The organism is Allorhizobium sp. Av2 (genome assembly GCF_021462805.2).
Lineage (GTDB): Bacteria > Pseudomonadota > Alphaproteobacteria > Rhizobiales > Rhizobiaceae > Allorhizobium > Allorhizobium vitis_G.
In genome coordinates this window covers 241,866-264,129 of sequence record NZ_CP192696.1, presented here as the reverse complement: position 1 = coordinate 264,129, position 22,264 = coordinate 241,866, and the positions used below count along the sequence as shown (strand labels likewise).

Here is a 22,264-nt window from a genome sequence, read left to right as displayed (position 1 = left end):
TTTTAGTCGGCGGGTTTGACAGGTTTCGTTTTTCGTCTGTTCATTTCCGCCTCAAGACTGGTCACTGTGGCTTGTGTTTTATGGCTCATGTCAGCGCGCTTGGAATAGTGCCGCGCCATGGCTTCCGTCTTATGGCCGAGCACCAGTTGGATAGCCCCGTAGTCCTGCCCCATCTCTCGCAAAATGGTCGCGACGGTGTGGCGAAGACCCTTGAGGGTTAGCCCAGGCTGCACCAGACCTTCCTTTTCGAGCCGGGCTTTGATCTTGGCCCAGTTCGTACTGAAGCCGTTATAGGTCCATGGCCTGCCTCGCATGGTGGCGCAAAGCGTTATTGCATCATGCGCTGGAGCTTCCTCCAGGGCAGCCTTAACCGGGTCGACCAAAGGCAGGAAAACCGGCTCCTCGGTCTTGCCTCTTCGCGTGTTGATCCTGCCGTTAGAAATGGCTGAGCGTGGCAAGCCGAGGGCGTCCTGAGGGTCAAGCCCGTAGAACATCATCAAGGCCATTGGGAGCCGCATGTGAGGCGGCAATGCCGCCACGACTGCATGGCGCTCTGCATCTGTCCAAGGTCTATTGGCGTCAGCCTGTCCACGCCTCCGGCGAATGGCCTTCAGACCAGCGGCAGGGTTATCCTTGACGTAGCCTCGCTCCTTACCCCAGGCGAACAGTAGAGAGAGGACGCGCACGAGATAATTGGCGAAGTGATCCTTCTTAGACAATCGCGCCTTATCTCTGATTTTGACAATCAAGGGCGTGTCGAACTTTGTCAGAGCAACATCGGAAATCGGTCTGAGATACTCAAACTTGCTCTCATAATCCGAGATTGTCCGAGCAGCCAGATCGCCGCTTGTGAAGACTGTCTTGCGATAAAGAGCAATCAACATGCCCAGGGTTCCAGGCTTGGCCTCGTGCTCTTTCATCGCCTCGTTGAGGCGATGAATCTCCATATCGAATGCCAGTGTATAGGGCTGGAATTGGTCGCAGTCGATTTTCTTCCCGGATGTCCGGTGATAGGCTCTCCACTTGAATGGCGGCTTCTTGTCCTGGAAGATTTTCCAGCCCTTATAGCGGTTCTCCCGCCTTATGCGCTCCTGCTTCATCCGAGCCGCGCCACAATATCGTCGGCGGACCCAATGGTCCCTGACTTGAGGCTATCAATCCAGGCATCGAGATCATGCATATCCCAGCAGACAGAACCATCCGGCATTCTTAGTGGGGCAACATCAACAGCGCCGTCGAATTTTCGTGGAGACACTCCGACATATTCGCAGGCCTCACGCTTTGAAAGCATGCGCCGTGGTTGAATGCGGAGATTGATAGAATTCGCACTCATCTAACCCCCTACATAAACAGATGCGTAAATCTCACTTGCCCTGTTTTGAGCGATTGCCCGCGGGGCGGCGAGATCGGAGATTGCGCGGTCGAGGACATCTGCGCAGTGATCGATTTGCTCACTGTCCAGCCAATCCTTGGCCATGAGGGCAAGCCAGACGACGCGCAGGGAAGACACAGCCCTGTCGATGTCGTCGGTGATTGCGACAAAGGGTGCCGCCTGATCGGCGCTCTCGGTGACTTTATCGTCGGTCATTTTGCACCGCCCTTCTTCAGGCTGCGACTGAAGTTCATAAAGTGCTCTACGAAATCATCCGTCAATTCGAGAAGCGTCTTGGTGCGAAGGTCAAGCTCGGCCACCAGGAACCCTAAAACCCGCCGTTCGTCCGGCGAGACGTGAAAGAAATCACTGCCACCGGCTATTTTCACCAAGCTTTCCACGGTCGTTCCGGGGAAAAGCCTAGCATCCACGTTTTCCTCAATGAGATGGACGAGGCATTGATTATCGGAGGCGAGGCTGTTGATTTTTTCGGCCATATCATAAAGCGCGTCCGGGCTGATGACACTTGCGCTTTGGAGGTCTTTCGGTTTATGGTGGGCTTGCATTTGAATACCTTTCTGGGGTGTTTAGGAAAAGCCGACGCTGGTTCTCAGGCCGTAGCGTCGGCTTTTTGCGTTTCTGCTTGGCGCTTCATTTTTTCTTTTAATGCCAGGACGATTTCAGCAGTCTGCGACCTCATATTCTTGGTCGCCTCCTTGGCTATCCAAGCCTTCACGTCTGTCGGAATATTCAATTTGAATTGGGTGGCGGTATCCACATCTCTCTCCATGGACATTTAATGTCCATTAGGTACATTTCATGTCCGATTGCGTCAAGGACATTTTTCGTCCATTTATGGCAAATGACCGAGACAGAGCGCGTTCAATATAAGATAATGTTACCAGCCGATCTAAAAGCTCGACTGGAAGAGGCTGCCCATGAAAATAGACGGAGTCTTTCGGCGGAAATTATCAGTCGCCTTGAAGCTGCCTACGCCGATCAAACAGAGGATGAAAATGTTTTGCGCATCAAGCTGACGTATGACGTCAGAGTGAAGCTCAATGAGGCCTTAGGCTTTTTCAATTCAAACCTCGAAGAGGCCGCACAAGAGATACTGGAGCGAGACGTTAGCGAAATTACCGAATACATGGACAACCTTGTAGTCGAACACAAAAAACGAGAGAGAGAATTATTGGAAAAAGAGCTATATTGGATGAATATAGCTATGGCTCTCAATAGCATAAGACGCACGCAACTATCTCTTTTCAAATTTGCCATGCAACATGTTACAGCTTTTAAAGGAAAAATTCCGAGCGAGTTAATCTCGTATTGTCAAAGCTTATTTAATATATACAAAAAAGAATTGGATGATTTACCAGAAGACGAAAAATCCGTGAAATTCCTAAAAGATCAGGCAGAAGACGCGCACAAGTTAGTTTATTTTGAGTTGGACGGATCGGATGATGCGGATTTCATTGTCGACCCTCCTAATAATGACAAACTCCCAACCTGAAGACTAACTTTGCTTCCATTAAAAAAGGCGGCCAACGCGGCCACCTTTCTACCCCTCCCGATTTCATGTCGCAAATTTGGCGACTTGCCCTCTCCCCAAAAGCGCTTCCCGAAATGGTCCAAGGTTAGGACGTTTTTCATTTCGCCGGCACAAGAGACCGTTTAATCTGTGGTGGTGACGAGAAACCCATGAAGGGTTAGGCTATCGAGCCACCAGTTGAGGACAGAATTCATGGCCACGAAGGAAGAGACAGAAGCGGAACAAGAGTTGCGAATACGCAGCGCGGAACGAGCGCATGATCGTGACCTAAAGGGCGTCGAGGTGCACTCCAAACAGATCGAAGCCTTTGCGCAGATAGCGATGCGAGCGCCAGCCCTTGTCGCCGCTGGCGGCGTAGCAGCCAGTCTGGGGTTCTATAGCGCCAACTATGAACGCCTTGCAGGACATGCGGAAGCTCTCAAACTTTTCAACGACGCCCTGACCTGGATGTTAATGGGTATACTCCTCACACTCCTCGCACCCGGCCTCGCATACTTCAGCCAGCTCGCCTATCTTGATTCCGTTTCCAGCCGTGAGCATCACTGGTTTTCCCCCTATTCACGAGCAACAAGAAGGGCGAAAATCGGTGAGATTATCGGAAATATCTGCCGTTGGTCCTGTGTGGCCGTGGTAACTGCGTCAATCGCCTGCGTTGCGACTGGAGGCATTAAGTTCCTACACTTGGTAGCAACCCTTTGAGACGTCATGGGCGCGAGTAAAAATAAAAAACAGCGGTTCTTGTTGGCTCATCCGAACTGCTATTTTTGTGGCGGCATAGCGACAACGATTGATCATGTTCCATCCCGGCAATGTTTCAAGGATGGTATCGGCCCAGAGAGCTATGAATTTCCTGCCTGCGCTAGGTGCAACAACGCTGCTGGACGAATGGAGCAAGTTGTCGCACTCTATATGCACCTGTCCAATCATGAGCAGAGTTCACTCTCATCAGATCAGCTTAACAAGCTGGTGTCAGGTGTAATTAATAACGATGCAGATTTATTACCTAACACCAATCTTGGGACTAATAAGAAGCGCAAGCTTGCGAGGGCTTGGGGATACGTTCCTCCTGAAGGAGAAACTTACGCCGACGCACCTATCGCAGAGTTACCGAAGGAAAACAGACGCGCCTTTGAATTATTTGAGCGGCGGCTGACGTGCGCTTTCTACTACAAGCATGCAGGAAAAATCTTGCCCAATGGTCACGTCATTCGAACCGAACACATCGCATACATGCATCCCAATGCTGAAGAGCTATTTGAGGGGATAGTCCCGATGTTGACGAACACCGAACGACCAAGTCGCCAAAATCAATCGATAGGCGATCAACTCATATACGGCTGGCGATATGACAACACTGAGGATTTCTTCTTGATGCTCGCCCAATTCGGAAAGTCGTTTTTTATCATAGGCACGGCGGCTATTCCAAATTCCGAAACCGATGATGAGAGCTACCGGCTTCATTCAGACGATCTTGTGCCAAGTGTATGATGATGCAAGGTGAATGATGGACAGATCGTAGACGCTCTACCGCTTTACAATACAGCATTTAAGTGAAAACGCTGGAAGAAAATGGCCTTGGTTTGGTCTCCGCTTTTTCGCAATGGACGCCGGTTTGTTTTCTTTATGGAGTCTCATTGTCAGCGTGATCACTGCGTTCCCCCTCCCCGGCGTGATAATTTCAAGTTGATGGTGTTAATCTGACATGAATGCATCAAGTTTGTGGAGTAGCGTCGTCAATGGTCAGCTCAACTCCAGTTTAAAAGCGTGAACTGAGCTGCGGCACTCGATCCCGTGATACCGAGGATTTTTAATCCAATGAGTTAGGGCAACACCTGACATAAAGTTGCCGCATACCGATACACTCATCGCGGAAATCGGGTTGCTCTCTGGAGAAAATCAGTTTCTATGCCCCCCATAGACGAAAGGAAAAGCCAATGAATGAACCACTCAAAAATCTTTTGGATGCTGCACGCAAAGTTCCGCAGAGCAAGGCCGATTTGGAGGTTCAGCGTCGGAGTTTCGCTTATGGAAATACACATTTCGAAAATGATAAGATCACGCGCGAGATGGTAGAACGGATTGCCGATGAAACACCGATGGCGGGAGACATAAACCCGACAGCACGACGTTAACATGAGCGAAGAAGACCGCCGCCACAGCGTGGCAAGCGAAGCCTATCTTATCCAAGATGAGCAGCAAAGAGCTGAAGCCGAGGCGAGAAATGGCCTCCTTCAGTTTGACCTTGCATGCCATATGATTATGGATGCCATTGATAAGGGTGAGAGCTGGAAACTTCGTCTTTCCGCTATTCTTAGCCTTCACCGTGCCGCCCTCGATGGAATCAGCAGCTATGCCGGAAATTTCCGGCCAGCAAGCGTTGCAATTCAAGGAAGCATGCATAAGCCAGTTGATGCGTTTCAGGTTGCTGAACTGATTGAAGAACTCTGCGACTATGTCAATGAGAATTGGAAAGACAAGACCGCTATCCACCTCGCCTCCTATGTTATGTGGCGTTTGAACTGGATACATCCGTTTAGCGACGGTAATGGCCGGACATCAAGAATGGTGTCTTATCTGGTTTTATGTGTGAAGCTTGGTCTTTTGCTTCCCGGTGGGAACACAATTCCTGACCAGATCGTCCTTAATCGTAAGCCATATTTCGATGCTCTTGAGTTGGCCGACAAGTCCTCGAAAAACGGGTCGATTGATCTTTCCAAAATGGAAGAGCTGATCGAAGGTATGCTCGCTACCCAGCTTGCTGGCGTCATGGAAACGGCAACGGGAAAGCAATTCCTCTCACAAACTTAGTTCTTGCCCGTTTTGCTCGCAATTAATAGACGCCGCGTGTTTAAAGGCTAGCGGTTGTTATCCACAGATCGAAAAGGCGCTTTGATTGCCATATGGCGGCTCCCCTAGGAGTAAAGGGAGCCGCCGCGCTCTGAGGGGTGGGATTAATCCCCTCGGCTATCAGGCGACGTTGCCGAAATCGCCATAGATCAAGGCTTCGGGCCGCTTGGTTGCCAGCCCGATACGTTCTTCGCCCAGGATAGTCACGAGATTGCGGGTGAAATCGTCGTTTTCGAAACCGACTTCTACGCGCGCCTCCCAGCGGTCATAGAGCGTTTGCGACTGGAAAGAGCCGACCAGGAACTTATCAGCGGTCATAGCCTCGGTGGTAACGACCGGAAGGCCAAACAGGCTTGGTTGAACGGCGGTCTGCGGATCGCCCAACAGGTATTTGCCGTCCGCATCCTTGGTAAGGCGCATCCGCCACCAGTCGCTGGGATGAATAACGATGCCATCGGGCGGCGTGTTGGTGAGGCTGGCCTGAAGAATGGCGAGGCCGATTTTGTCGATCTCATTGGCGTCGGCAATCACCATCGGAGCGGCAAAGCCAGTGGCGCGCGACACCATCCCCGTCAGGTTTTGCCCGGTTCCATCGCCGTAAAGGATCTGCCCTTCCTCGACCAGGGCGAGGCCGTAACGCAATTCCTGATCGATGAAATCGCGAAGCTGTGGCGAATCTTCGAGGATCTGCTTGGATGCCTTCATCCAATGCGCAATCGTGCGGATCGGAACGGTTTTCATGTCGAATTTCAAATCCGACTGCGGCTTAAGCCCGCCCTCGGCAACCATCGCGGCATTGTTCACGCGGCCCGTCTGCTCCGGGTATTCGACCGAGCCGGACGAAACTTGAACGACATTCAGCAGGTTACGAATTGCCAGACGACGCTTGGGCATCATCACCAGTTGGTCACGGTGCGGAATGACCAGACCACCAGCCGAACCGTTGGCGTCTGTGGTGGCGCTGGTAATCGTCGCCTTGATTTCGAACGATGTACGGCCCCGCTCCGACGAAAGGCGCTGAAGTTCGGCACTCCGCGATTTTGTGAAGGCTGCACCCCAGGTTTCCGGCTCGTAATGGCCGCCGCCCAGGCTTGCACGTCCAGCCTTTTGCTCAAGTTCGAAAAGCTGGGTTTTCACTCCATTGAGTTCGTCATTCGTCGCACCCAGCTTTTCCAAAACCTGAGAAACATGCGCGCCGAACTTCTGGGCGAGGACATCCAGCGGATCGCCGGGGGTGTTTTTGGTGCGCAACGGTGCAGCCGAGGCCAAAAGATGCGCAGCCGCAGCGGCGGCGATGGGGGAATGAATAGTCATGTCAAAGGCTCCTGATTTTCGCTGTAGCCGCCTCGATCTGGGCGGCAAATTCGATTGCTTTTTGCTGATCGGCACCCATGAGTGCCGAGTATCCGCCATGGGCGATTTTTTGGGCGGCAGAACGCGCCAAACCGGCCTCCCGCAGGAGGTCAACCAGTTCGGATTTTGAGTTGATGGATTTCAGCGCCAAAACTCGCGCCGCACGATTTGACGGAAACACGACGACGCTCACTTCGTAGAGATCGACCTCCTTGAGAAGCGCCGTGCCGTCCCGCTGAATTTCTTCGCCGCCCGCAAGCAAACGGTAGCCGATGGAAAGCCCATTGGCATCGCCTGCCTTGAGGTGTTCCCATGCATCCCGCCCGCCGCTGGTGCGCAGGTTGATAACGCCCTCGGCAAGCAAGCCGTGACCGTCCTCACGCATTGAGGTCCACTTTCCGATTGGCTCGTCCTGCTTGTGGGACCACAAAAGCGCAGGCATCGAGCCAGCGGCCTCGTGCTGAGCAAGAGATTTCGCAAATGCGCCAGGCGCGATTACATCGCCGTGACTATCGGCTAATCCGCCAAACGTGGACGCATAACCGATCAAAAGCCCGTCGCCTTCGGCCTTGAAGCCATCGAAAACGGCAGTTGCGGTGAATAAACGATGGATATTTTTCGTGATGATCATTGGCACACCTTCGGAAACGACAAAGCCCGAGCAAAAACGCTCGTTTTCTGGAGCTTCGCGCCCGGTATTGTCGCCGGTGCTATCGAAGGTGGATTGTTTATGTGCTCCCTGACCAGCAGGTGAGCTTTCAATCAAGCCGGTGTTTAAAATTGCAGCATCGCGGCGCATCGTCAATGGCCTTTCCGAGGATTTTTTGTTTCGCCGGTCACGCTGTGGAAAAGTCCGGCGTCGATCTGGTCGGCAACCTCCCGGAAAACGGCGGCGGCGCGGGGCGATCCTTCGATTTTGCTGACTTGCGCGCCTGCAAACGTCAGAATTCGGTCAAGAACCATTTCGACCGGCGCACCCGCATCCTCGGTCATCATGGCGGCGGCGTGCGTGATGACAGCATCGCAAAAAGCCTTGAGCCGCTCATTTTTCTCGCCTTCGATGGTCACTTTTTTCGGTTTCATGGTCATTCACCTCTACTTTTTCTCATGAATTCAATTATTTGCTCTTCTGTCGGCAGCTTCCCACCGAAACGCTCAACCAGTTTTGCCTTGAGCTGATGCCCCAATTTTCGGTAATTGGCGCTGTATCGAATTTTCTTCTGTCGCTTGCACTCGACCGAGCAGACAGTTTTCGAGGGCGACGACTTTGGCGGGATTTCCCCACCGCAAATGACGCAACCCCGGCCCTTACTGGCGACCTGTAAAAAAACATCATTTTTTTCCGTCATTTCGGCCCCTTCCTTCATTTTTCCGTTGTAAAACAATGGGTTGATTTTCCGCCTTACCCCGACCGTCGCCTTTTTGGCGTCTGACCGGAAAACTATTCGGCCGAAGAAAAAATCCGCGCATGAGAGGGACAGCGGTGCAGAGCCAGCCGGTCTTGGCGACTTCGACCCTCCCCCCTGGCCTGCATTCGGTGCGGTGGCTGCGTTTGTCATCGGCCCGCGCCTCAATGCGCCATCGGCATCGACAGCCGAGTGCAGAGCAAGCGCAGACCATCGCCGCGCCGCTTGATCTCAGCCGCCGTTGCCTCGTTCGCGATTTCTGGTGTGATCTGTTCAAGCGCCTTGCCATAGGCGACCCACCCAAGCCCCCGGAGATCATATTCCCAGCGACTGTTCGCGGCTTGCTCTGCTACCTGCCCATAGGGGACAGAGCATGCAACCCTAGATGATTTGTCGAAACCTGTCTGCTTGGACCTATTCCAAAGCCCAAGCGACCTTGAACCGTGGTCTGTCGTGTCCGGCTTTCGCTCGTGCGCGCGGGTTACGTTAACTTCTAATGGTTCTTTCTTATGGTTCCTTCTAATGGTTAGGGTCGCATCCGTGCGACTATCAAAGTCGCATCCGTGCGACTGTGAAGGTCGCATCCGTGCGACTGTCCCTGCCGGTGTGTCGGCAGGGGGTGCCGGTGTGTCGGCAGGGTCTTGCGGCTCCGATTGGTCGTCATTGCCGCTCATTTTGGCAGCCCAATTTGCAACTATAGAGTTGAATTTATCCCACACAGGCAGGTAGGCATTCCGGTGTGTACGACTTCCATGGCGCACACATTCGATCAGCCCAGCCTCATGAAGCTGCTCTGTGGCCCGCATCACGGTGGCGCGGTGCATGTCGAGAAGAGTGGCAAGACGGTCCACGCTAGGATCGCATTGGCCGGTCTTGCGGTTGAAGTGATCGATGATAGCAGCGCCAACACGGCGAGCAGCGACGGACAAGCCATCAACCAAATTCAGCGCCTTGTATGCGAATGCAACATCGTTATCGCGGATGAGAGCCACACTCAGCTCCCTCCCGCATAGCGCAGCTTATGGGCTAGCCTGGAGGCGGTCACCGCACCAAGGGTATCCAGATCAAACTTGGACCGAATGAAGGGAATGCGCGGGCCGCGAATGTCATCTTCGTGGGTGGAGATCCACAAGGCTGCGGTGCGAGTATGCACCGAAATAGAGCCGCAATCATTCTCTACCGAGCTTGACAAACTGCCGCTAACTGATTGATATTCATCAGGCGGTTTGACACATTTTTCAGAATAAGTGTCTGTAATTTCATTTACGACAGCGGCTTGAAAATCCGCGTGTCGGTGGTTCAAATCCGCCTCCGGGCACCATTATTTCAAGTGAAATTTCCTATATTGCTTGCTTCATATGCTCATGAAGTCATGGCTGCGCCAAGGCTCGCACCAGTTTGTCATTTTAAAACAGCATCGAAAGCTGCGGACACCTCTCCTATTTTGTGCGTTTGATAACAGAATGGCACGGAATTGTTGTTGATCCTTTGCATCCGTAGAAACGGAGTGGATGGCGCAGCAAGGTCTTTTGGAGCTTGTCAGGGAAAAGTGAAATCCGGCTTTCTCGAAAAGACAAACGAAAACAACAAGAGTGAGAGAATGGCAGGTTCAATCTGAACCTCACAGACTCTAGATCGTGAGATGCCGATGCCGAAGCTTTCTGTCTGTATTCCGATAGAACCGGGCCATATCCTGCCAGTCAATCTGGTCCAGGAACTCCTGAAGAATGCGACCGCTGATCTGGAAATCATTCTCTCCGGCTTTGGCGACACCGTGCATCGCCATGGACCATTTGCGGATATAGCGGCACGCGATAGTCGTTTGCGCCTTCTGCCACCTGCACCGGAAACCCTTTCGGCAGCTCAGCTCTGGATCGGCACCGTGGCTGCGGCTGAGGGCGATTGGGTGTCGCTTGTCTATCCCGAAGACATGATCGAACCCGATCTTCCCGAGCTGCTCTCCTCTCTGGAAAATAAACATCCCCATGTGGATGCGTTGGGATGGAGCGCATTTCAAATCTCGGCGGATGCACCGCGCCATATCAAGACCAATGTGGCGATCCCGGTGCTGCATAATATTACCGAATTTGAGAAGGCTCCGATGCTCGAGGCTTTCTTTCACTGGAAAGACGCACGGCAAGTGCCACGCATGCCCTTCGGTCTCTATCATGGGGCCATCAAGCGAAGCCTGATCGACAGTGTCCTTTCGGCTTGCGGCGCACTGAGTTGGCTAACCCTGGTGCCACACTATGAGTGGGCGGCCCGCGTGCTGCTGTTTGCCAATGCACTGGCCTTTTGCAATCGCCCCCTGTCCGCCGTGCATGCACAACCGTTCCAGCCTCGTCCCGTGCCATCCGCCCTCAAGGATTTTCCGCTGCACGCCGGAATAGGCCTGACGGCTGCCATTGCCGAGGTCCAGGCGCGGGTGCTGACGGAGCTTGGCAGCGAATGGGCAGGCTTTGGAGAGGATTTCGTCCGCGCCTGCATGTATGATTGCGCTTCCGAACATTCCACTGGCCCGTTTCGGACAAAATACGAAGCCTATTCCCGCGCCTTCCTGTCCATGCCGGGCGGTCAGGCATGGGTCCGGGCCTTCACACCGCCCTTTTCCGCCACACCCCATGAAGACAGACAGCAGGGCCTGTATGGCAAGGTTCTGTTGGTAGACCGCTTCATTGGCAATGCCGTCAACGCCCAGCAGTTCTACGCCGTGGCGCGCAGCATGATGACGCCAATCAGGGTCATCGCGGAGCCAAACGCCCGCGCGAGTGCCTGACGCCAAGGTCAGGATGCATTGGTCTCTTCGATGCGTTGCGATAAACTTTGGCTAAAAGCATCAACCTGCAGCCGTTCCTTCTGAGACGGGCTTGACCGTCTCAACATTGCACACGCCGACCACCGCCAGGGGATCGGCAGGATGTATCTCTGCCGTGCCGAATTCCAGCAGGTCGTGGCGGCCATAGTCATCGGCGATGCGTTCCGCAAGCGCCCGAATAGTGATCGCCTTGCCGGAGCAGATATTGATCGCGCCTGTTTGTCCGGTATCGACCACGCCGGCAATCATCTTTCCTGCCTCTTTCACATCCAGAAAATCGCGCCATTGCGTGCCTTTGGAAAGCTTGGCAACCGTACCTTGTTCGAGGCACCGCCTCACGTAAGGCACTAGACGGGCCGGATGCTCGCCTTCCCCATAGAGATAAAAGATCCGGCACCAGGAAAACCCCAGGCCAGGGCCTGCGAAATACCGGTCCAACATCTGGTAGGTGGAAAGCTTGGCGGCGGCATAAAGCGTCTTCGGCTCAAGAGGCGAATCTACTGTCAAATGTTCCGACGGCAGCCGGTATTCGACACAGGTGCCAAGGCCGATGAAATGGGCAATCCCAGCACGGGCCGCCCCTTGCGCCAAGGCCAAACTACCAGTGACGCAGTGAAAATTCAGCGGCGAATCCAGATATTTCCCCGCCTCCACATACCAGGCAGCGTGGATGACCGCGTCGCAGCCCTGGCACTGGGCCGCCCACCAATCGACTGATTGCGCGAACACATCCTCAGTCTCGATCACTCTCGCGGCACGGCCTTCTACCGCAAGAACACTGGCGGAGTGCGGCCGCACGACAGCCACCACGCTATGCCTGGCCTCCAGCAGAGCACGGTGGATCTGCCTCCCAACAAAGCCGGTCGCTCCCGTCAACAGAATAGTCTTGCCCATGCCTTGCCACTCCAATTTTCTATCTGCGACAACCCGCGGCACAGCGAGATTTCAGGACGATGCCGCCGATAGGACGCATTGCGCGCCATATGACGCCAACCGATTTCGGTGTTCAAGAGACACTCTGGCTTATTCAACCACGATTACCCACAGACACGTCAGGCTCACGCAGGTAAGGCAGCCTAGCGTCTGCGCAGGCAGGCAATAACTGAACGGACCCGCAATGAATACTGTCGAAGATTTCAAGGCTTTGGTAAGCCGTAACATCCAGTCGATCGGCGAGAGCAAGGAATTCCTCGATTTGTCCAATCGCTGGATCGAGACATGCATACCGCTGGGCTATATGTATAATTTCAGCTGGCTGGGCCGGCCCATCATCCAGATCCCGCAGGACAGCTATGCTATCCAGGAGATGATCTGGTCGGTCAAACCGGATTTGGTGATCGAAACCGGCATAGCCCATGGCGGCTCGCTGGTGATGAGCGCCTCCATGCTGGCAATGATCGATTATTGCGAGGCTGTCGAAAAAGGCGAAACGCTGGACCCCAAGTCTAGCCGCCGCAAGGTGCTCGGCATCGATATCGACATCCGCGCCCATAACCGTGCCGCCATCGAGGCCCACCCCATGAGCCACAAGATCAGCATGATCCAGGGCTCCTCCGTCGACCCGGACATCATTGCCAAGGTCAAGGATATCGCCAAGGGCTATGAAACCGTCATGGTTTTCCTCGATTCCAACCATACCCATGCGCATGTCTTGCAGGAACTGGAGCTTTATGCCCCGCTTGTCTCCAAGGGCTCCTATTGCGCGGTCTGGGATACGCTGGTGGAGGACATGCCGGAAAGCATGTATCCCGAACGGCCCTGGGGTCCAGGCGACAACCCCAGAACGGCGGTCTGGGAATATATGCGAGGCCTGGAGCAGGAAGGCCGTACGGCTGCCGATGGCGCGCCGCTGCACCTTGAATACGACCACGCGCTGGAGCACAAAATCGCCATCACCGTTTCACGCGATGGATTTCTGCGGCGGGTGTGACGGCTGGAAGATTTTTGATAAGCGACAACGCCATGCGTTTTATAAAACGCATGGCGTTGTCGCCTTCTATATTTGCTGCATAAATTTCTCCTCAAATCGATCCCGATTTAAGGAAACGAGCAATAAATTGCCTCACCGTCAGGATGGCTGAAAAGTCACCGCGACTGTGAGGTAGCACGGTAGATAACTTGGTCGATCTCTGAAGACAGGAAGGCGATTAAGTTCAGCGCCGCCGACCTCTGGTGTGTCGGTCATTGCGCATGGCGACCGGCTTGCCGGGAGCTGCTTTTTCAGAACTGGCAACACGCATATTTCCTTCGAGCCGCATAAGTTCGTTGGTGGCAAACTCCTCTTCGTTCTGCAGACGCAAGCCTGTCGGACGGACGAGAATATCGTCGGGAGCCACAATCATCGCCGAGACGACATCCCAAAGCTCGGCGGGGGACGTTGCCCCAGCGATGTCGGCAAGCACCATCACCCCGGCAGAGGTCGCACCGCTCATGGGCGTCTCGGGTATGTCGCCACGCCAGACCGGTTGGTAATGTGAAAGAAACCGACCACCCTGCCAATTGCGGAAGGCCGTCTCGTAACCTGCGCGAATGATGTCAAAGGCCTCCCTGTCTCGATAGGCTTCGGTATTGAGTGCGCAGGCGCTTGCATAGCCCTTTTCCCACCCCGTATAGTTGACATTATATGTCTTCCGGAACCATTGTTGGGTGACGCCAATGGTCGCCGTACAGCCCAGAAAAGAGCTGAATGGGAAATCCCTCAGCGTCGGATCTTCTTCAAAATTCTTGCCGAATTCGTCCATGAAAATTTTGGCCCGCATCTTGGTGTCTTCCAAGCGACCGATGGAAAAAGAATTGCTCTGGGGGCAGGCTCCAAGCACTGAAAATGGCCGTTGGCACACGACGAAGTCCTGCGCTTCGCAGATCACTTTCATCGCCATATCGTAATCAACAACCGGATGCTCAAAGTAACGGTGATGATATTTGGCATAGATCCGATCCAGCAGCCTTCGCCTGATAGCAGCATGGTAAATGGAAAAGCCAGAGGTTGGAACGGATGTCGGCTGGTGCCAGCCAAACATCCGACGCATCGGCTCTGCCCTGGGTAAACGCATGACGGTTCTGTCAAACGGCACAACCACGGTACAGACCGCTTCTCCTTCAACCGGCCAGGAATAATTCAAAATCCCCCAGGATAATGCCTCCATATCCGGATTGATCTCGTCGATCCGCAGGATCAGTCCGGCCACATCAGGATCGATGAAATCGTCGTCGCCGATGAACACCACCCACTCGCCTCGGCTGGCATGAATCGTCCGCTCCCAATTGTCCATCATCGACAGGACACGATCGGTTGTAGGAAGATAGACAATACGCGTATCCTTGACGATATCAGCCATGAAATCGTTCATGATGGCCGGATCGTCGGAATTGTCGGTAAAAATGAACTCGACATCGGTACGCGTGTTGCGCAACAGTCCCGCAATGGTCTTTTGAAAATAGATTTGCCGGTTGCGCGAAGGCACGCAAATCGAAAGGGTTGGCTTATTCGTCATCGAGGGTCTCCTGGATCTACGCTCTGTGCCAGCCACTATTTGGCGCTGATTGTATCGCCGGGACGTGGCAGCGTGTCTCTCGGCAGGAGCGGCTGGCTCTCCTGCGTTATGGTGGCGTCCGCCGTTATGGATGGACTGTCAGGTTCGGCACCGCGGTTACGAATTTCCCACCCCAATCGGCGATATAGGAAAGCTGTTGTTTGATTTCTGCCGTCAGATTCCATGGGAGGATCACCAGTCTGTCAGGTTTACGGGTTTTCAGGATCTCTTCCGAAACAATCGGCACGCGGCTTCCGGGCAGGAACAGGTCTTGCTTGGCCGGATTTTTGTCCACAACGAAACCGATCTGACCAGCCTTGATGCCGGCGAAGTTCAACAGCGTATTGCCCTTGGCCGCTGCACCATAGGCGGCAACAGACAGGCCTTTCCGGTTGCAGTCGATCAGGAAGGACAGGAAATCATCGCGCACGGCTTCCGCCTCAGTCTGAAAACCGTCATAGCCGGTCACGGCGTCAAGACCGGCCGCCCTTTCACGCGCCAGCATCGCCTCGACAGCCGGTGTGCGGACATGGGCCTTGCTGTCGGCCCGGCAGGCCAGCACCCGTAGGCTACCGCCATGCCAGGGCGTGGTTTCCACATCGAACACCGTCAGGCCATTGGCGGCAAAAATCCGGTCGACGGCCAGCAGCGACAGATAAGAATAATGCTCGTGATAGGCCGTATCGAACTGGCGCTCGGCGATCATGTTCATCAGATGCGGAAATTCGAAGGTAGCAACGCCCGCCGGTTTCAGCAGATGGGTAAAGCCTGCGACGAAATCGTTGATGTCAGGCACATGCGCCAGCACGTTGTTGGCGGCAGTGATATCCGCGGCCCAGCCGTCGGCCACCAGCTTTTTCGCCAGTTCTACGCCAAAAAACTCTTCGATGATGTCAATGCCCTTGTCACGTGCGGCCCGGGCCGTGCTGGCCGTTGGCTCCACACCCAGGCAGGCGATGCCGCGTTCACGCACATATTGCAGCAGGTAGCCGTCATTGGCAGCCACTTCCACCACTTTCGCGCCTTCGTTAAGCCCGAACCGTTTGCTCATCGCCTCGACATAGGATTTTGCATGCGCCAGCCAGGACGAGGAAAACGAGGAAAAATAGGCATAGTCGTGGGAAAAGAAGGTTTCACGGGCGGCGAAATCCTCGGTCTGCACCAAAAGGCAGTCTTCGCAGACCCGGATGACCAGCGGATACCAAAGCTCCGGCTTTACCAGATCCTTGGCCTTCACATAGGAATTGGAGGGCGGCGCGGTGCCAAGGTCGAGAAAGGGTCGCATCCGAAGCGATCCACAATGGCGGCAATTCATGCAATCAGTCCTTCAAAGTCGGCCTGGATCAGCGGATGGCTCTGGTCTCGGGCAGACAGCCGCTCAACCGGCAAGGGCCAGGCGATGGCGAGCCGTGGGTCCTGCGGGTGAAGTCCGCCCTCGGCCTCCGCACGGTAAGGCGCGGAATGGGTATAAATCATCCGCACCGTGTTGCTCAGTGCCTGAAAGCCATGGGCAAAGCCCGGCGGGATCAGCAGCGAGCGGCAATTGTCGCCCGACAACTCGACGCAGACATGCTGGAGAAAGCTCGGCGAGCCCTGGCGCAGATCCACGGCCACGTCGAGGATTGTGCCTTCGACGCAGGTCACCAGTTTCCACTCGGCAAAAGGTGCATGTTGAAAATGCAGGCCACGCACAGTGCCTTTTTGTGCCGTTCCGGTTTCATTGACCTGCAAGACCGGCCCCGGCCAGCCAAACGCCGCAAGTTCTTCACCGCAAAACAACCGGCTGAGAAAACCACGCTCGTCGCCAAACCGGCTGCGGGTCAGCAGCGTCAGGCCGGGGATCGCGGTGTCTTCGGGCTGGAAACGTTGGCTCATCCCGCCTGCCTCACATCCATGCCGAGGCCATGGGCATAATCGGCAATATCGGCAAGGCACAACTCTCTGGCCGATGCGCCAGCGGCGAGCCGTCGATACCAGTTCATGGTGCGCGCCACCGTTTCCTCCAGCGGCCAGACAGGCCTGTAGCCGAGTGTCATGCAAGCTTTGGAGCTGTCGAGCATCAGATAGCCAGCTTCATGGGGGCCATCGCTGCCATCGCCCAGCACCACCTCACCGCTGCCGAAATGCTTGATGGCCAGAGCCAGAACATCCGCAACGCAGGCAGCACCCCCATGGTCAGGACCAAAATTCAGTGCTGTTAGCGAGGCTGGATCATGCCAAATATGGTGCGCCATGGCGATATAACCTGCCAAGGGCTCCAGAACATGCTGCCAGGGGCGGACCGCATTCGGGCGGCGCACGTCGAGCGGCGCACCGATACTCCAGGCGCGCACCGCATCCGGGATCAACCGGTCCTCAGCCCAATCGCCACCGCCGATGACATTGCCAGCCCGCGCCGTGGCAAGACCAACGCCGCGTGCTGCAAAAAACGACGACCGGTAGCTGGAGACCACGATCTCGGCAGCCGCCTTGCTGGCGCTATAGGGATCGTGACCACCGAGCGGGTCGGTTTCGACAAAGGCCTTGCCGGTCTCGGCATTCTCATAGACCTTGTCGGTGGTGATAACGACGATGGACTTCACATCCGGGGAGATCCGAAGTGCTTCCAGCACATGCACTGTGCCTTGTACATTGGTCTCAAAGGTCGCCACGGGATCGCGGTAGCCAAGCCGCACCAGCGGCTGGGCGGCCAGATGAAAGACGATCTGCGGCTTTACCCGGGCGACGAGAGCCGCCACGGCAATACGGTCGCGTAGATCGCAAATACCGCCTCCAGCGTGAGCGTCATGACCGGTCAGCAGGCCGCACAGGTTGGGCACCGTCTGTGGCGCAAGCGCCAGACCGCTGACCTGGGCGCCCATTTGCGTTAGCCAAAGCGCCAGCCAGCTGCCCTTAAAGCCGGTATGGCCGGTCAGCAGCACCCGTTTTCCGGCCCAGAACTGTCGGTCGATCATCATCACCAGCTCTTCCAAGGCGGGCTGCCACCGGCCCACAGATCTTCCAGATGGTTCTTGTCGCGCAGCGTATCCATTGGCTGCCAGAAACCGTTATGCAGATAGGCGCAAAGCTCGCCGTCTTCGGCAAGGCTGGTCAAAGGCTCGGCTTCCCAAGGCATGTCGTCACCGGCGATCCGGTCGATGCATTTGGGCGACAGCACGAAGAAACCGCCATTGATATAGCCCGCCTCGCCCACCGGCTTTTCCACGAAGCCACGCACCATCGGTCCGTCCATTTTCAGCGCACCGTAGCGGGCTGGCGGTTGAACGGCAGTCACCGTCGCCAGCTTGCCATGTTCCTTGTGAAACCGCAGCGTGGCGGAAATATCCAGATCGGAAAGGCCGTCGCCATAGGTAAAGCAGAACGCGTCCTCGTCTTTCAGGTAGGAAGCAACCCGCTTCAGCCGTCCGCCGGTCATTGAGCTTTCACCGGTATCGATCAGGGTCACGCGCCAGTTTTCGGCGCTCTTGCGGTGAAATTCCAGCCGGTTATCGGAGAGATCGAAGGTGATATCCGACATATGCAGCCCGTAATTGGCGAAATATTCCTTGATAATATAGCCCTTGAACCCGCAGCAGATGATGAATTCACGGATGCCATGCGCGTAATAGAGCTTCATGATGTGCCAAAGGATCGGCCGCCCGCCGATCTCGATCATCGGCTTTGGCCGCAAATGGGTCTCTTCGGAAATCCGCGTGCCGAGACCGCCAGCCAGGATAACCGCCTTCATCGCCCAATCTCCCTGCCGACCATTGCCTACCCTACCCATTCGCAGCCTGTCCGGTTTCAATCCAATTGCGACCGGATGCCTTTGTTTTCATACGCCAAATTCCCACGCAAACGGGCAGGATGCGCAAACTGGAGGAGTTGCGGAAAAGATCATGCCCGATCACGATATGGAAGGGCCGCCGATCCTGAGCAGAACGACGGTCTCCCTATCGGACAACCCTAGCGGGGGAAACTGTCGTCAAACTGGAGCATGTTTGCTGATCTTTGGTTGGGGGGTTCTGTTAAAAAGCTCCTGCAAGCCTTTGCGCGGCGTGGCCTAGAGTCTGTCAGGTTCATATTGAACCAGACAGACTCTCGTTTCTTTTGTTTGAGTTTGTCTTTTCGGGAAAACCGGTTTCCACTTTTCCCTGACAAACTCTAGTGGCGTTGCGCGCGTCCTCAGGCAGCGTCTTTCCCATTCGAGGGAGGTGCGCACAATCGCATCCAGTCCCGGGTTTTCAGCCATCCAGCCCAGACGCTGGCGCGCAAGGCCCGGATCGGCGATCATGCAGGCGGCATCGCCAGGGCGCGGTGCATCAAAGACCGTCGGCAGCCTTTGGCCCGCAACCCGTTCCACCGCAGCGATGACCTCTTTCACCGAAGCACCGTCACCATAGCCGCAATTGGCCACCAGCGACGGGCCACCATCTTGCAGATAGGCAAGCGCCTGTTGATGGGCAGAGACCAGATCATCGACATGAATATAGTCGCGAATCCCCGTGCCATCCCGCGTTGGATAATCCGTTCCGAACACCGTGATATAGGGGCGGAGACCAAGCGCCGTCTCGCAGGCGGCCTTGATCAGGTGGGTGGCGCCCCTGGTGGACTGGCCTGTCCGGCCCTTGGCATCGCAACCTGCGACATTGAAGTAACGCAGGGCGACGAAGCGAAAATCTGGATGGGCGCGGGCCGTATCGGCCAGCATCAGTTCGGTCATCAGCTTGGATTGACCATAAGGGCTTTGTGGGTTCAGCGGATCGGCTTCGCGCACCGGGCGATCCTCGACAGGCGCGCCATAAACTGCAGCCGTCGAGGAAAAAACCAGCTTGCCGATACCCGCCCGCACCGTTTCCTCGATCAGGATCGAGGAATTGACGGTATTGTTTGTGTAATAGTCCATCGGATTGGCGATGGACTCGGAGACGACCACCGAGCCTGCAAAATGAAAGATCGCCTCGATGGCATGATGCGCGAAGATCTGCCGCAACAGGTCACGGTCGCCGATATCGCCGAGATAAAAGCGCGCACCGGGCGCAACAGCACCGCGAAAGCCGGTGGACAGCCGGTCCAGCACAACGACCTCGTGACCAGCCTCCACCAGCGCCCAGACCATATGGCTGCCGATATAACCAGCGCCACCCGTCACCAAGATTGCCATGACCGCCCCTCTACAGCCTCGTCTCTGGCCGCAGCTAACCTTCTCGGGTTTTTCAACCCGTTAAAATCGCCAGGCCTGGCCGCAAAGCGGCCCAGACTTCTATAGAAAAGGCTAAAATGGCCTTAATGCAACCCTTCGATGTTGAATGAAAAAACCATCACAGCCGGGCAATGTAATCGCTCAACCGTGCAGCAGCGTCTTCGATCTGGCGTGGGTTGCGCAGGAAACAGGCCCGCAGGAACGAACTTCCCCCTGCCCCGAACGCCGACCCGGGCGCCAGCGCCACGCCGGTTTTATCAACGATATCCATGGCCGCCGCCCGGCTGTCGGTCACGCCATCGATTTCCATGAAAGCATAAAGCGCCCCATCCGGCTTGACGGAACGAACCCGGTTGGTGGCAATCAGCGCATCCAGCAGGATGTCGCGCGAGGTGCGCGCCCGCTGGATGTTTTCGGCGACGAATTGATCACCGTGGTCCAAGGCCGCCACCGCACCGCGTTGCATGAACTGCGCCACGCCAGAGGTGGAATATTGAATGAGGTTTTCCAGCACCTGACCGATTTCCGGTGGCGCCACCAGCCAGCCGACCCGCCAACCGGTCATCGACCAGTTCTTGGAAAAGGAATTGCCAAACATCACCCGGTCGCCCTCTTCCATCACATCCAGAAAGGACGGAGCACGGGAGGGGCCGGCGAAATAGTAAAGCGAGTAGATTTCATCCGCCAGAATCCAAAGGCCATGCTTGCGGGCCAGTGCAAGAATGGCGCGCAAATCATCAAGGCTGGCCGTCCAGCCAGTCGGGTTGGACGGCGTATTGATGAACAGCGCCTTGGTTTTGGGTGTAATGGCTTTTTCGATCTGCCCGAGATCCAGCTGCCAGGCACCATGCTCATAGCCGATCTCTACACCGACCGCCTTTGCGCCGCTGATTTCGATGGCGGCGACGATGTTGGGCCAGCAGGGGGACAGGTAGATCATCTCGTCGCCCGGCCCAGTCATTGCCTGCACGGCAAGCTGGATGGCCTGCATGCCGGAGCCGGTCACATAGAAATGCTCGTTCGGCAGGCTGACAGCAAAATGCCGCCGGTAGTAATCGGAAAGCGCCTGACGCAATTCGGGAATGCCACGTTGCCAGGTATAGAATGTCTCGCCGCCCAAAAGCGCATCGCTTGCGGCCCGATTGATGAAATCCGGGCTCGGCAGATCGCCTTCCCCGGCCCAGAGCGGCAGGAGATTATCGCGCCCACGCGCATAGTTGATGATCTCGACAATACCGCTTTCCGGCGCGGACGTGGCGCGATGGCTCAGGCTGGAAATCAGGGATGGACCGACAGGCAAAGACATGGACAAGCTCCTTTAGTTACATCGTTCATAACCGAAGCTCCGGAGAAAATCCTATGAGAAAGAGTGGCTGACCAATCGATTCTGGTGATGGCCTCGTCCCGTGGAAACCCTTGCACCAAGGGCCGAGGCCGTCTCTACCTGATTGTAAATACAACAGGATTTATCAGTCTCAACGCTTTTCGGTCAGCCTCATTTTCTGTCAACGCGGCAGGGAGCGAAACATCAAGGCTTGCTTGGCTCAATACGTCCTGAAGACGCCTCAGCCTCGTTGCTCTGCTGTGCCTTCAGCAAATCGCGGATCTCTGTCAGTAGCACGACGTCTGCCGGTGGCGGCGGTGTGGGCTTGCCCTGCTTTTCATCATGTTCCAGCTGTTTGCGCAGAACATTGACCCCCTTGACCATCAGGAAAATAATCCAGGCCAGAATGACGAAATTGATGGCGACGGTCAGGAAGTTGCCATAGGCAAACACCGCGCCCTGCTTGCGCGCTTCAGCCAGGGTCTGGGCAGTGACCTTGTCGCTAAGCGGCAGAAAGTAATTGGAAAAATCGAAACCGCCGAACACCACGCCCACCACCGGCATGACGATATCGTTGACCAGCGAGGTGACGATTAAACCGAAGGCGCCACCAATGATGACACCGACGGCCAGATCCATGACATTGCCCCTGGCAATGAACGACTTGAATTCCTTGAACACACCTGTCCCCTTCATGATTTGCCTACCTCCATTCACCTGGATGATTTCATAGATGACTCATAAAGACGTGCCTTAGAAGCCCAAATTGCCGGTTTCAGCACGAATGCCAAAACTTCAGCATTGTTTCTAACGCGCAAATTCCGTTTCGGTTTCGACTTATTGCCAACAAGCCCCCCGATTTTAAAAGGCGGCGGCATGG

At 55.4% G+C, this 22,264-nt stretch carries 26 protein-coding genes; 7 read left to right on the top strand and 19 right to left on the bottom strand.

Annotated features, from left to right (window positions below; all coding sequences use genetic code 11):
- Positions 1-2: 2 nt before the first annotated feature.
- From FS819_RS01245 to FS819_RS01230, 4 genes are all read right to left on the bottom strand, one after another.
- On the bottom strand, positions 3-1,100 hold the full coding sequence (locus tag FS819_RS01245; RefSeq protein ID WP_156548684.1) for a tyrosine-type recombinase/integrase: 1,098 nt from the start codon (positions 1,098-1,100) through the stop codon (positions 3-5).
- Between the two features lie 233 nt (positions 1,101-1,333).
- A complete protein-coding gene (locus tag FS819_RS01240; RefSeq protein ID WP_156548688.1) occupies positions 1,334-1,588 on the bottom strand; it encodes a hypothetical protein in 255 nt (84 codons plus the stop codon).
- Entirely contained in the window at positions 1,585-1,869 is a 285-nt protein-coding gene (locus tag FS819_RS01235; RefSeq protein ID WP_156548690.1) for a hypothetical protein, read from the bottom strand. Before FS819_RS01235 ends, FS819_RS01240 begins: the two co-directional genes overlap by 4 nt.
- A gap of 113 nt (positions 1,870-1,982) precedes the next feature.
- A complete protein-coding gene (locus tag FS819_RS01230; protein WP_234624949.1) occupies positions 1,983-2,150 on the bottom strand; it encodes an Arc family DNA-binding protein in 168 nt (55 codons plus the stop codon).
- 84 nt (positions 2,151-2,234) lie between these two features.
- On the opposite strand from FS819_RS01230, the gene FS819_RS01225 reads away from it, so the two are divergent.
- The 5 genes from FS819_RS01225 (at position 2,235) to FS819_RS01205 (ending at position 5,732) form a co-directional block, all read left to right on the top strand.
- On the top strand, positions 2,235-2,885 hold the full coding sequence (locus FS819_RS01225) for a hypothetical protein (RefSeq protein ID WP_156548692.1): 651 nt from the start codon (positions 2,235-2,237) through the stop codon (positions 2,883-2,885).
- Positions 2,886-3,116: 231 nt separating this feature from the next.
- On the top strand, positions 3,117-3,623 hold the full coding sequence (locus FS819_RS01220) for a hypothetical protein (protein ID WP_156548693.1): 507 nt from the start codon (positions 3,117-3,119) through the stop codon (positions 3,621-3,623).
- Positions 3,624-3,629: 6 nt separating this feature from the next.
- Entirely contained in the window at positions 3,630-4,412 is a 783-nt protein-coding gene (locus FS819_RS01215) for a hypothetical protein (RefSeq protein ID WP_156548696.1), read from the top strand.
- A gap of 446 nt (positions 4,413-4,858) precedes the next feature.
- The gene (locus FS819_RS01210) at positions 4,859-5,056 is read left to right on the top strand and encodes a hypothetical protein (protein ID WP_156548697.1); all 198 of its coding nucleotides are present in this window, start codon (positions 4,859-4,861) and stop codon (positions 5,054-5,056) included.
- Position 5,057: 1 nt separating this feature from the next.
- Positions 5,058-5,732: a Fic family protein gene (locus FS819_RS01205; protein WP_156548699.1), complete on the top strand. Its 675-nt coding sequence runs from the start codon at positions 5,058-5,060 to the stop codon at positions 5,730-5,732.
- A 159-nt stretch (positions 5,733-5,891) separates the two neighbouring features.
- On the opposite strand, the gene FS819_RS01200 is transcribed toward FS819_RS01205, so the two are convergent.
- From FS819_RS01200 to FS819_RS01175, 6 genes are read right to left on the bottom strand one after another with little or no spacing between them, the layout of a single operon-like run.
- Positions 5,892-7,085 (bottom strand): phage major capsid protein, encoded by a 1,194-nt coding sequence (locus FS819_RS01200; RefSeq protein ID WP_156548701.1) that lies wholly within the window; start codon positions 7,083-7,085, stop codon positions 5,892-5,894.
- Between the two features lies 1 nt (position 7,086).
- Entirely contained in the window at positions 7,087-7,923 is an 837-nt protein-coding gene (locus FS819_RS01195; RefSeq protein ID WP_234624956.1) for an HK97 family phage prohead protease, read from the bottom strand.
- Between the two features lie 2 nt (positions 7,924-7,925).
- Positions 7,926-8,207, bottom strand: coding sequence for a hypothetical protein (locus tag FS819_RS01190; protein WP_156548705.1), 282 nt, complete (start codon positions 8,205-8,207; stop codon positions 7,926-7,928).
- Between the two features lie 2 nt (positions 8,208-8,209).
- Complete coding sequence (locus tag FS819_RS01185) at positions 8,210-8,683, bottom strand: hypothetical protein (protein WP_156548707.1); 474 nt, start codon at positions 8,681-8,683, stop codon at positions 8,210-8,212.
- Positions 8,684-8,694: 11 nt separating this feature from the next.
- Positions 8,695-9,522: a helix-turn-helix domain-containing protein gene (locus tag FS819_RS01180; RefSeq protein ID WP_197434195.1), complete on the bottom strand. Its 828-nt coding sequence runs from the start codon at positions 9,520-9,522 to the stop codon at positions 8,695-8,697.
- A 2-nt stretch (positions 9,523-9,524) separates the two neighbouring features.
- Entirely contained in the window at positions 9,525-9,833 is a 309-nt protein-coding gene (locus tag FS819_RS01175; protein WP_156548710.1) for a hypothetical protein, read from the bottom strand.
- A gap of 345 nt (positions 9,834-10,178) precedes the next feature.
- Here FS819_RS01175 and FS819_RS01170 point away from each other — a divergent pair, with 345 nt between their 5' ends.
- Entirely contained in the window at positions 10,179-11,306 is a 1,128-nt protein-coding gene (locus FS819_RS01170; protein WP_156548712.1) for a hypothetical protein, read from the top strand.
- Between the two features lie 60 nt (positions 11,307-11,366).
- Here the strand turns inward: FS819_RS01170 and FS819_RS01165 are convergent, their stop codons facing one another.
- The gene (locus FS819_RS01165) at positions 11,367-12,239 is read right to left on the bottom strand and encodes an NAD-dependent epimerase/dehydratase family protein (protein ID WP_156548714.1); all 873 of its coding nucleotides are present in this window, start codon (positions 12,237-12,239) and stop codon (positions 11,367-11,369) included.
- Positions 12,240-12,462: 223 nt separating this feature from the next.
- On the opposite strand from FS819_RS01165, the gene FS819_RS01160 reads away from it, so the two are divergent.
- Positions 12,463-13,275 (top strand): cephalosporin hydroxylase family protein, encoded by an 813-nt coding sequence (locus FS819_RS01160; protein WP_156548716.1) that lies wholly within the window; start codon positions 12,463-12,465, stop codon positions 13,273-13,275.
- Between the two features lie 223 nt (positions 13,276-13,498).
- On the opposite strand, the gene FS819_RS01155 is transcribed toward FS819_RS01160, so the two are convergent.
- The 8 genes from FS819_RS01155 to mscL form a co-directional block, all read right to left on the bottom strand.
- On the bottom strand, positions 13,499-14,839 hold the full coding sequence (locus tag FS819_RS01155; RefSeq protein ID WP_156548718.1) for a glycosyltransferase family 2 protein: 1,341 nt from the start codon (positions 14,837-14,839) through the stop codon (positions 13,499-13,501).
- 124 nt (positions 14,840-14,963) lie between these two features.
- Positions 14,964-16,163 (bottom strand): methyltransferase domain-containing protein, encoded by a 1,200-nt coding sequence (locus tag FS819_RS01150; RefSeq protein WP_234624948.1) that lies wholly within the window; start codon positions 16,161-16,163, stop codon positions 14,964-14,966.
- Between the two features lie 26 nt (positions 16,164-16,189).
- Positions 16,190-16,753, bottom strand: coding sequence for a dTDP-4-dehydrorhamnose 3,5-epimerase family protein (locus FS819_RS01145; RefSeq protein WP_156548722.1), 564 nt, complete (start codon positions 16,751-16,753; stop codon positions 16,190-16,192).
- Positions 16,750-17,835 carry a CDP-glucose 4,6-dehydratase gene (rfbG, locus tag FS819_RS01140; protein WP_234889383.1) on the bottom strand — a complete coding sequence of 362 codons (1,086 nt, stop codon included), beginning with the start codon at positions 17,833-17,835 and terminating at the stop codon, positions 16,750-16,752. Before rfbG ends, FS819_RS01145 begins: the two co-directional genes overlap by 4 nt.
- The gene (gene rfbF, locus FS819_RS01135; RefSeq protein WP_156548724.1) at positions 17,835-18,605 is read right to left on the bottom strand and encodes a glucose-1-phosphate cytidylyltransferase; all 771 of its coding nucleotides are present in this window, start codon (positions 18,603-18,605) and stop codon (positions 17,835-17,837) included. Before rfbF ends, rfbG begins: the two co-directional genes overlap by 1 nt.
- Positions 18,606-18,920: 315 nt before the next feature.
- Complete coding sequence (gene galE, locus FS819_RS01130; protein ID WP_156548726.1) at positions 18,921-20,021, bottom strand: UDP-glucose 4-epimerase GalE; 1,101 nt, start codon at positions 20,019-20,021, stop codon at positions 18,921-18,923.
- A 157-nt stretch (positions 20,022-20,178) separates the two neighbouring features.
- Positions 20,179-21,366, bottom strand: coding sequence for a pyridoxal phosphate-dependent aminotransferase (locus FS819_RS01125; protein ID WP_156548728.1), 1,188 nt, complete (start codon positions 21,364-21,366; stop codon positions 20,179-20,181).
- A 222-nt stretch (positions 21,367-21,588) separates the two neighbouring features.
- Positions 21,589-22,065 carry a large conductance mechanosensitive channel protein MscL gene (gene mscL, locus FS819_RS01120; RefSeq protein WP_234624955.1) on the bottom strand — a complete coding sequence of 159 codons (477 nt, stop codon included), beginning with the start codon at positions 22,063-22,065 and terminating at the stop codon, positions 21,589-21,591.
- Between the last annotated feature and the right edge of the window lie 199 nt (positions 22,066-22,264).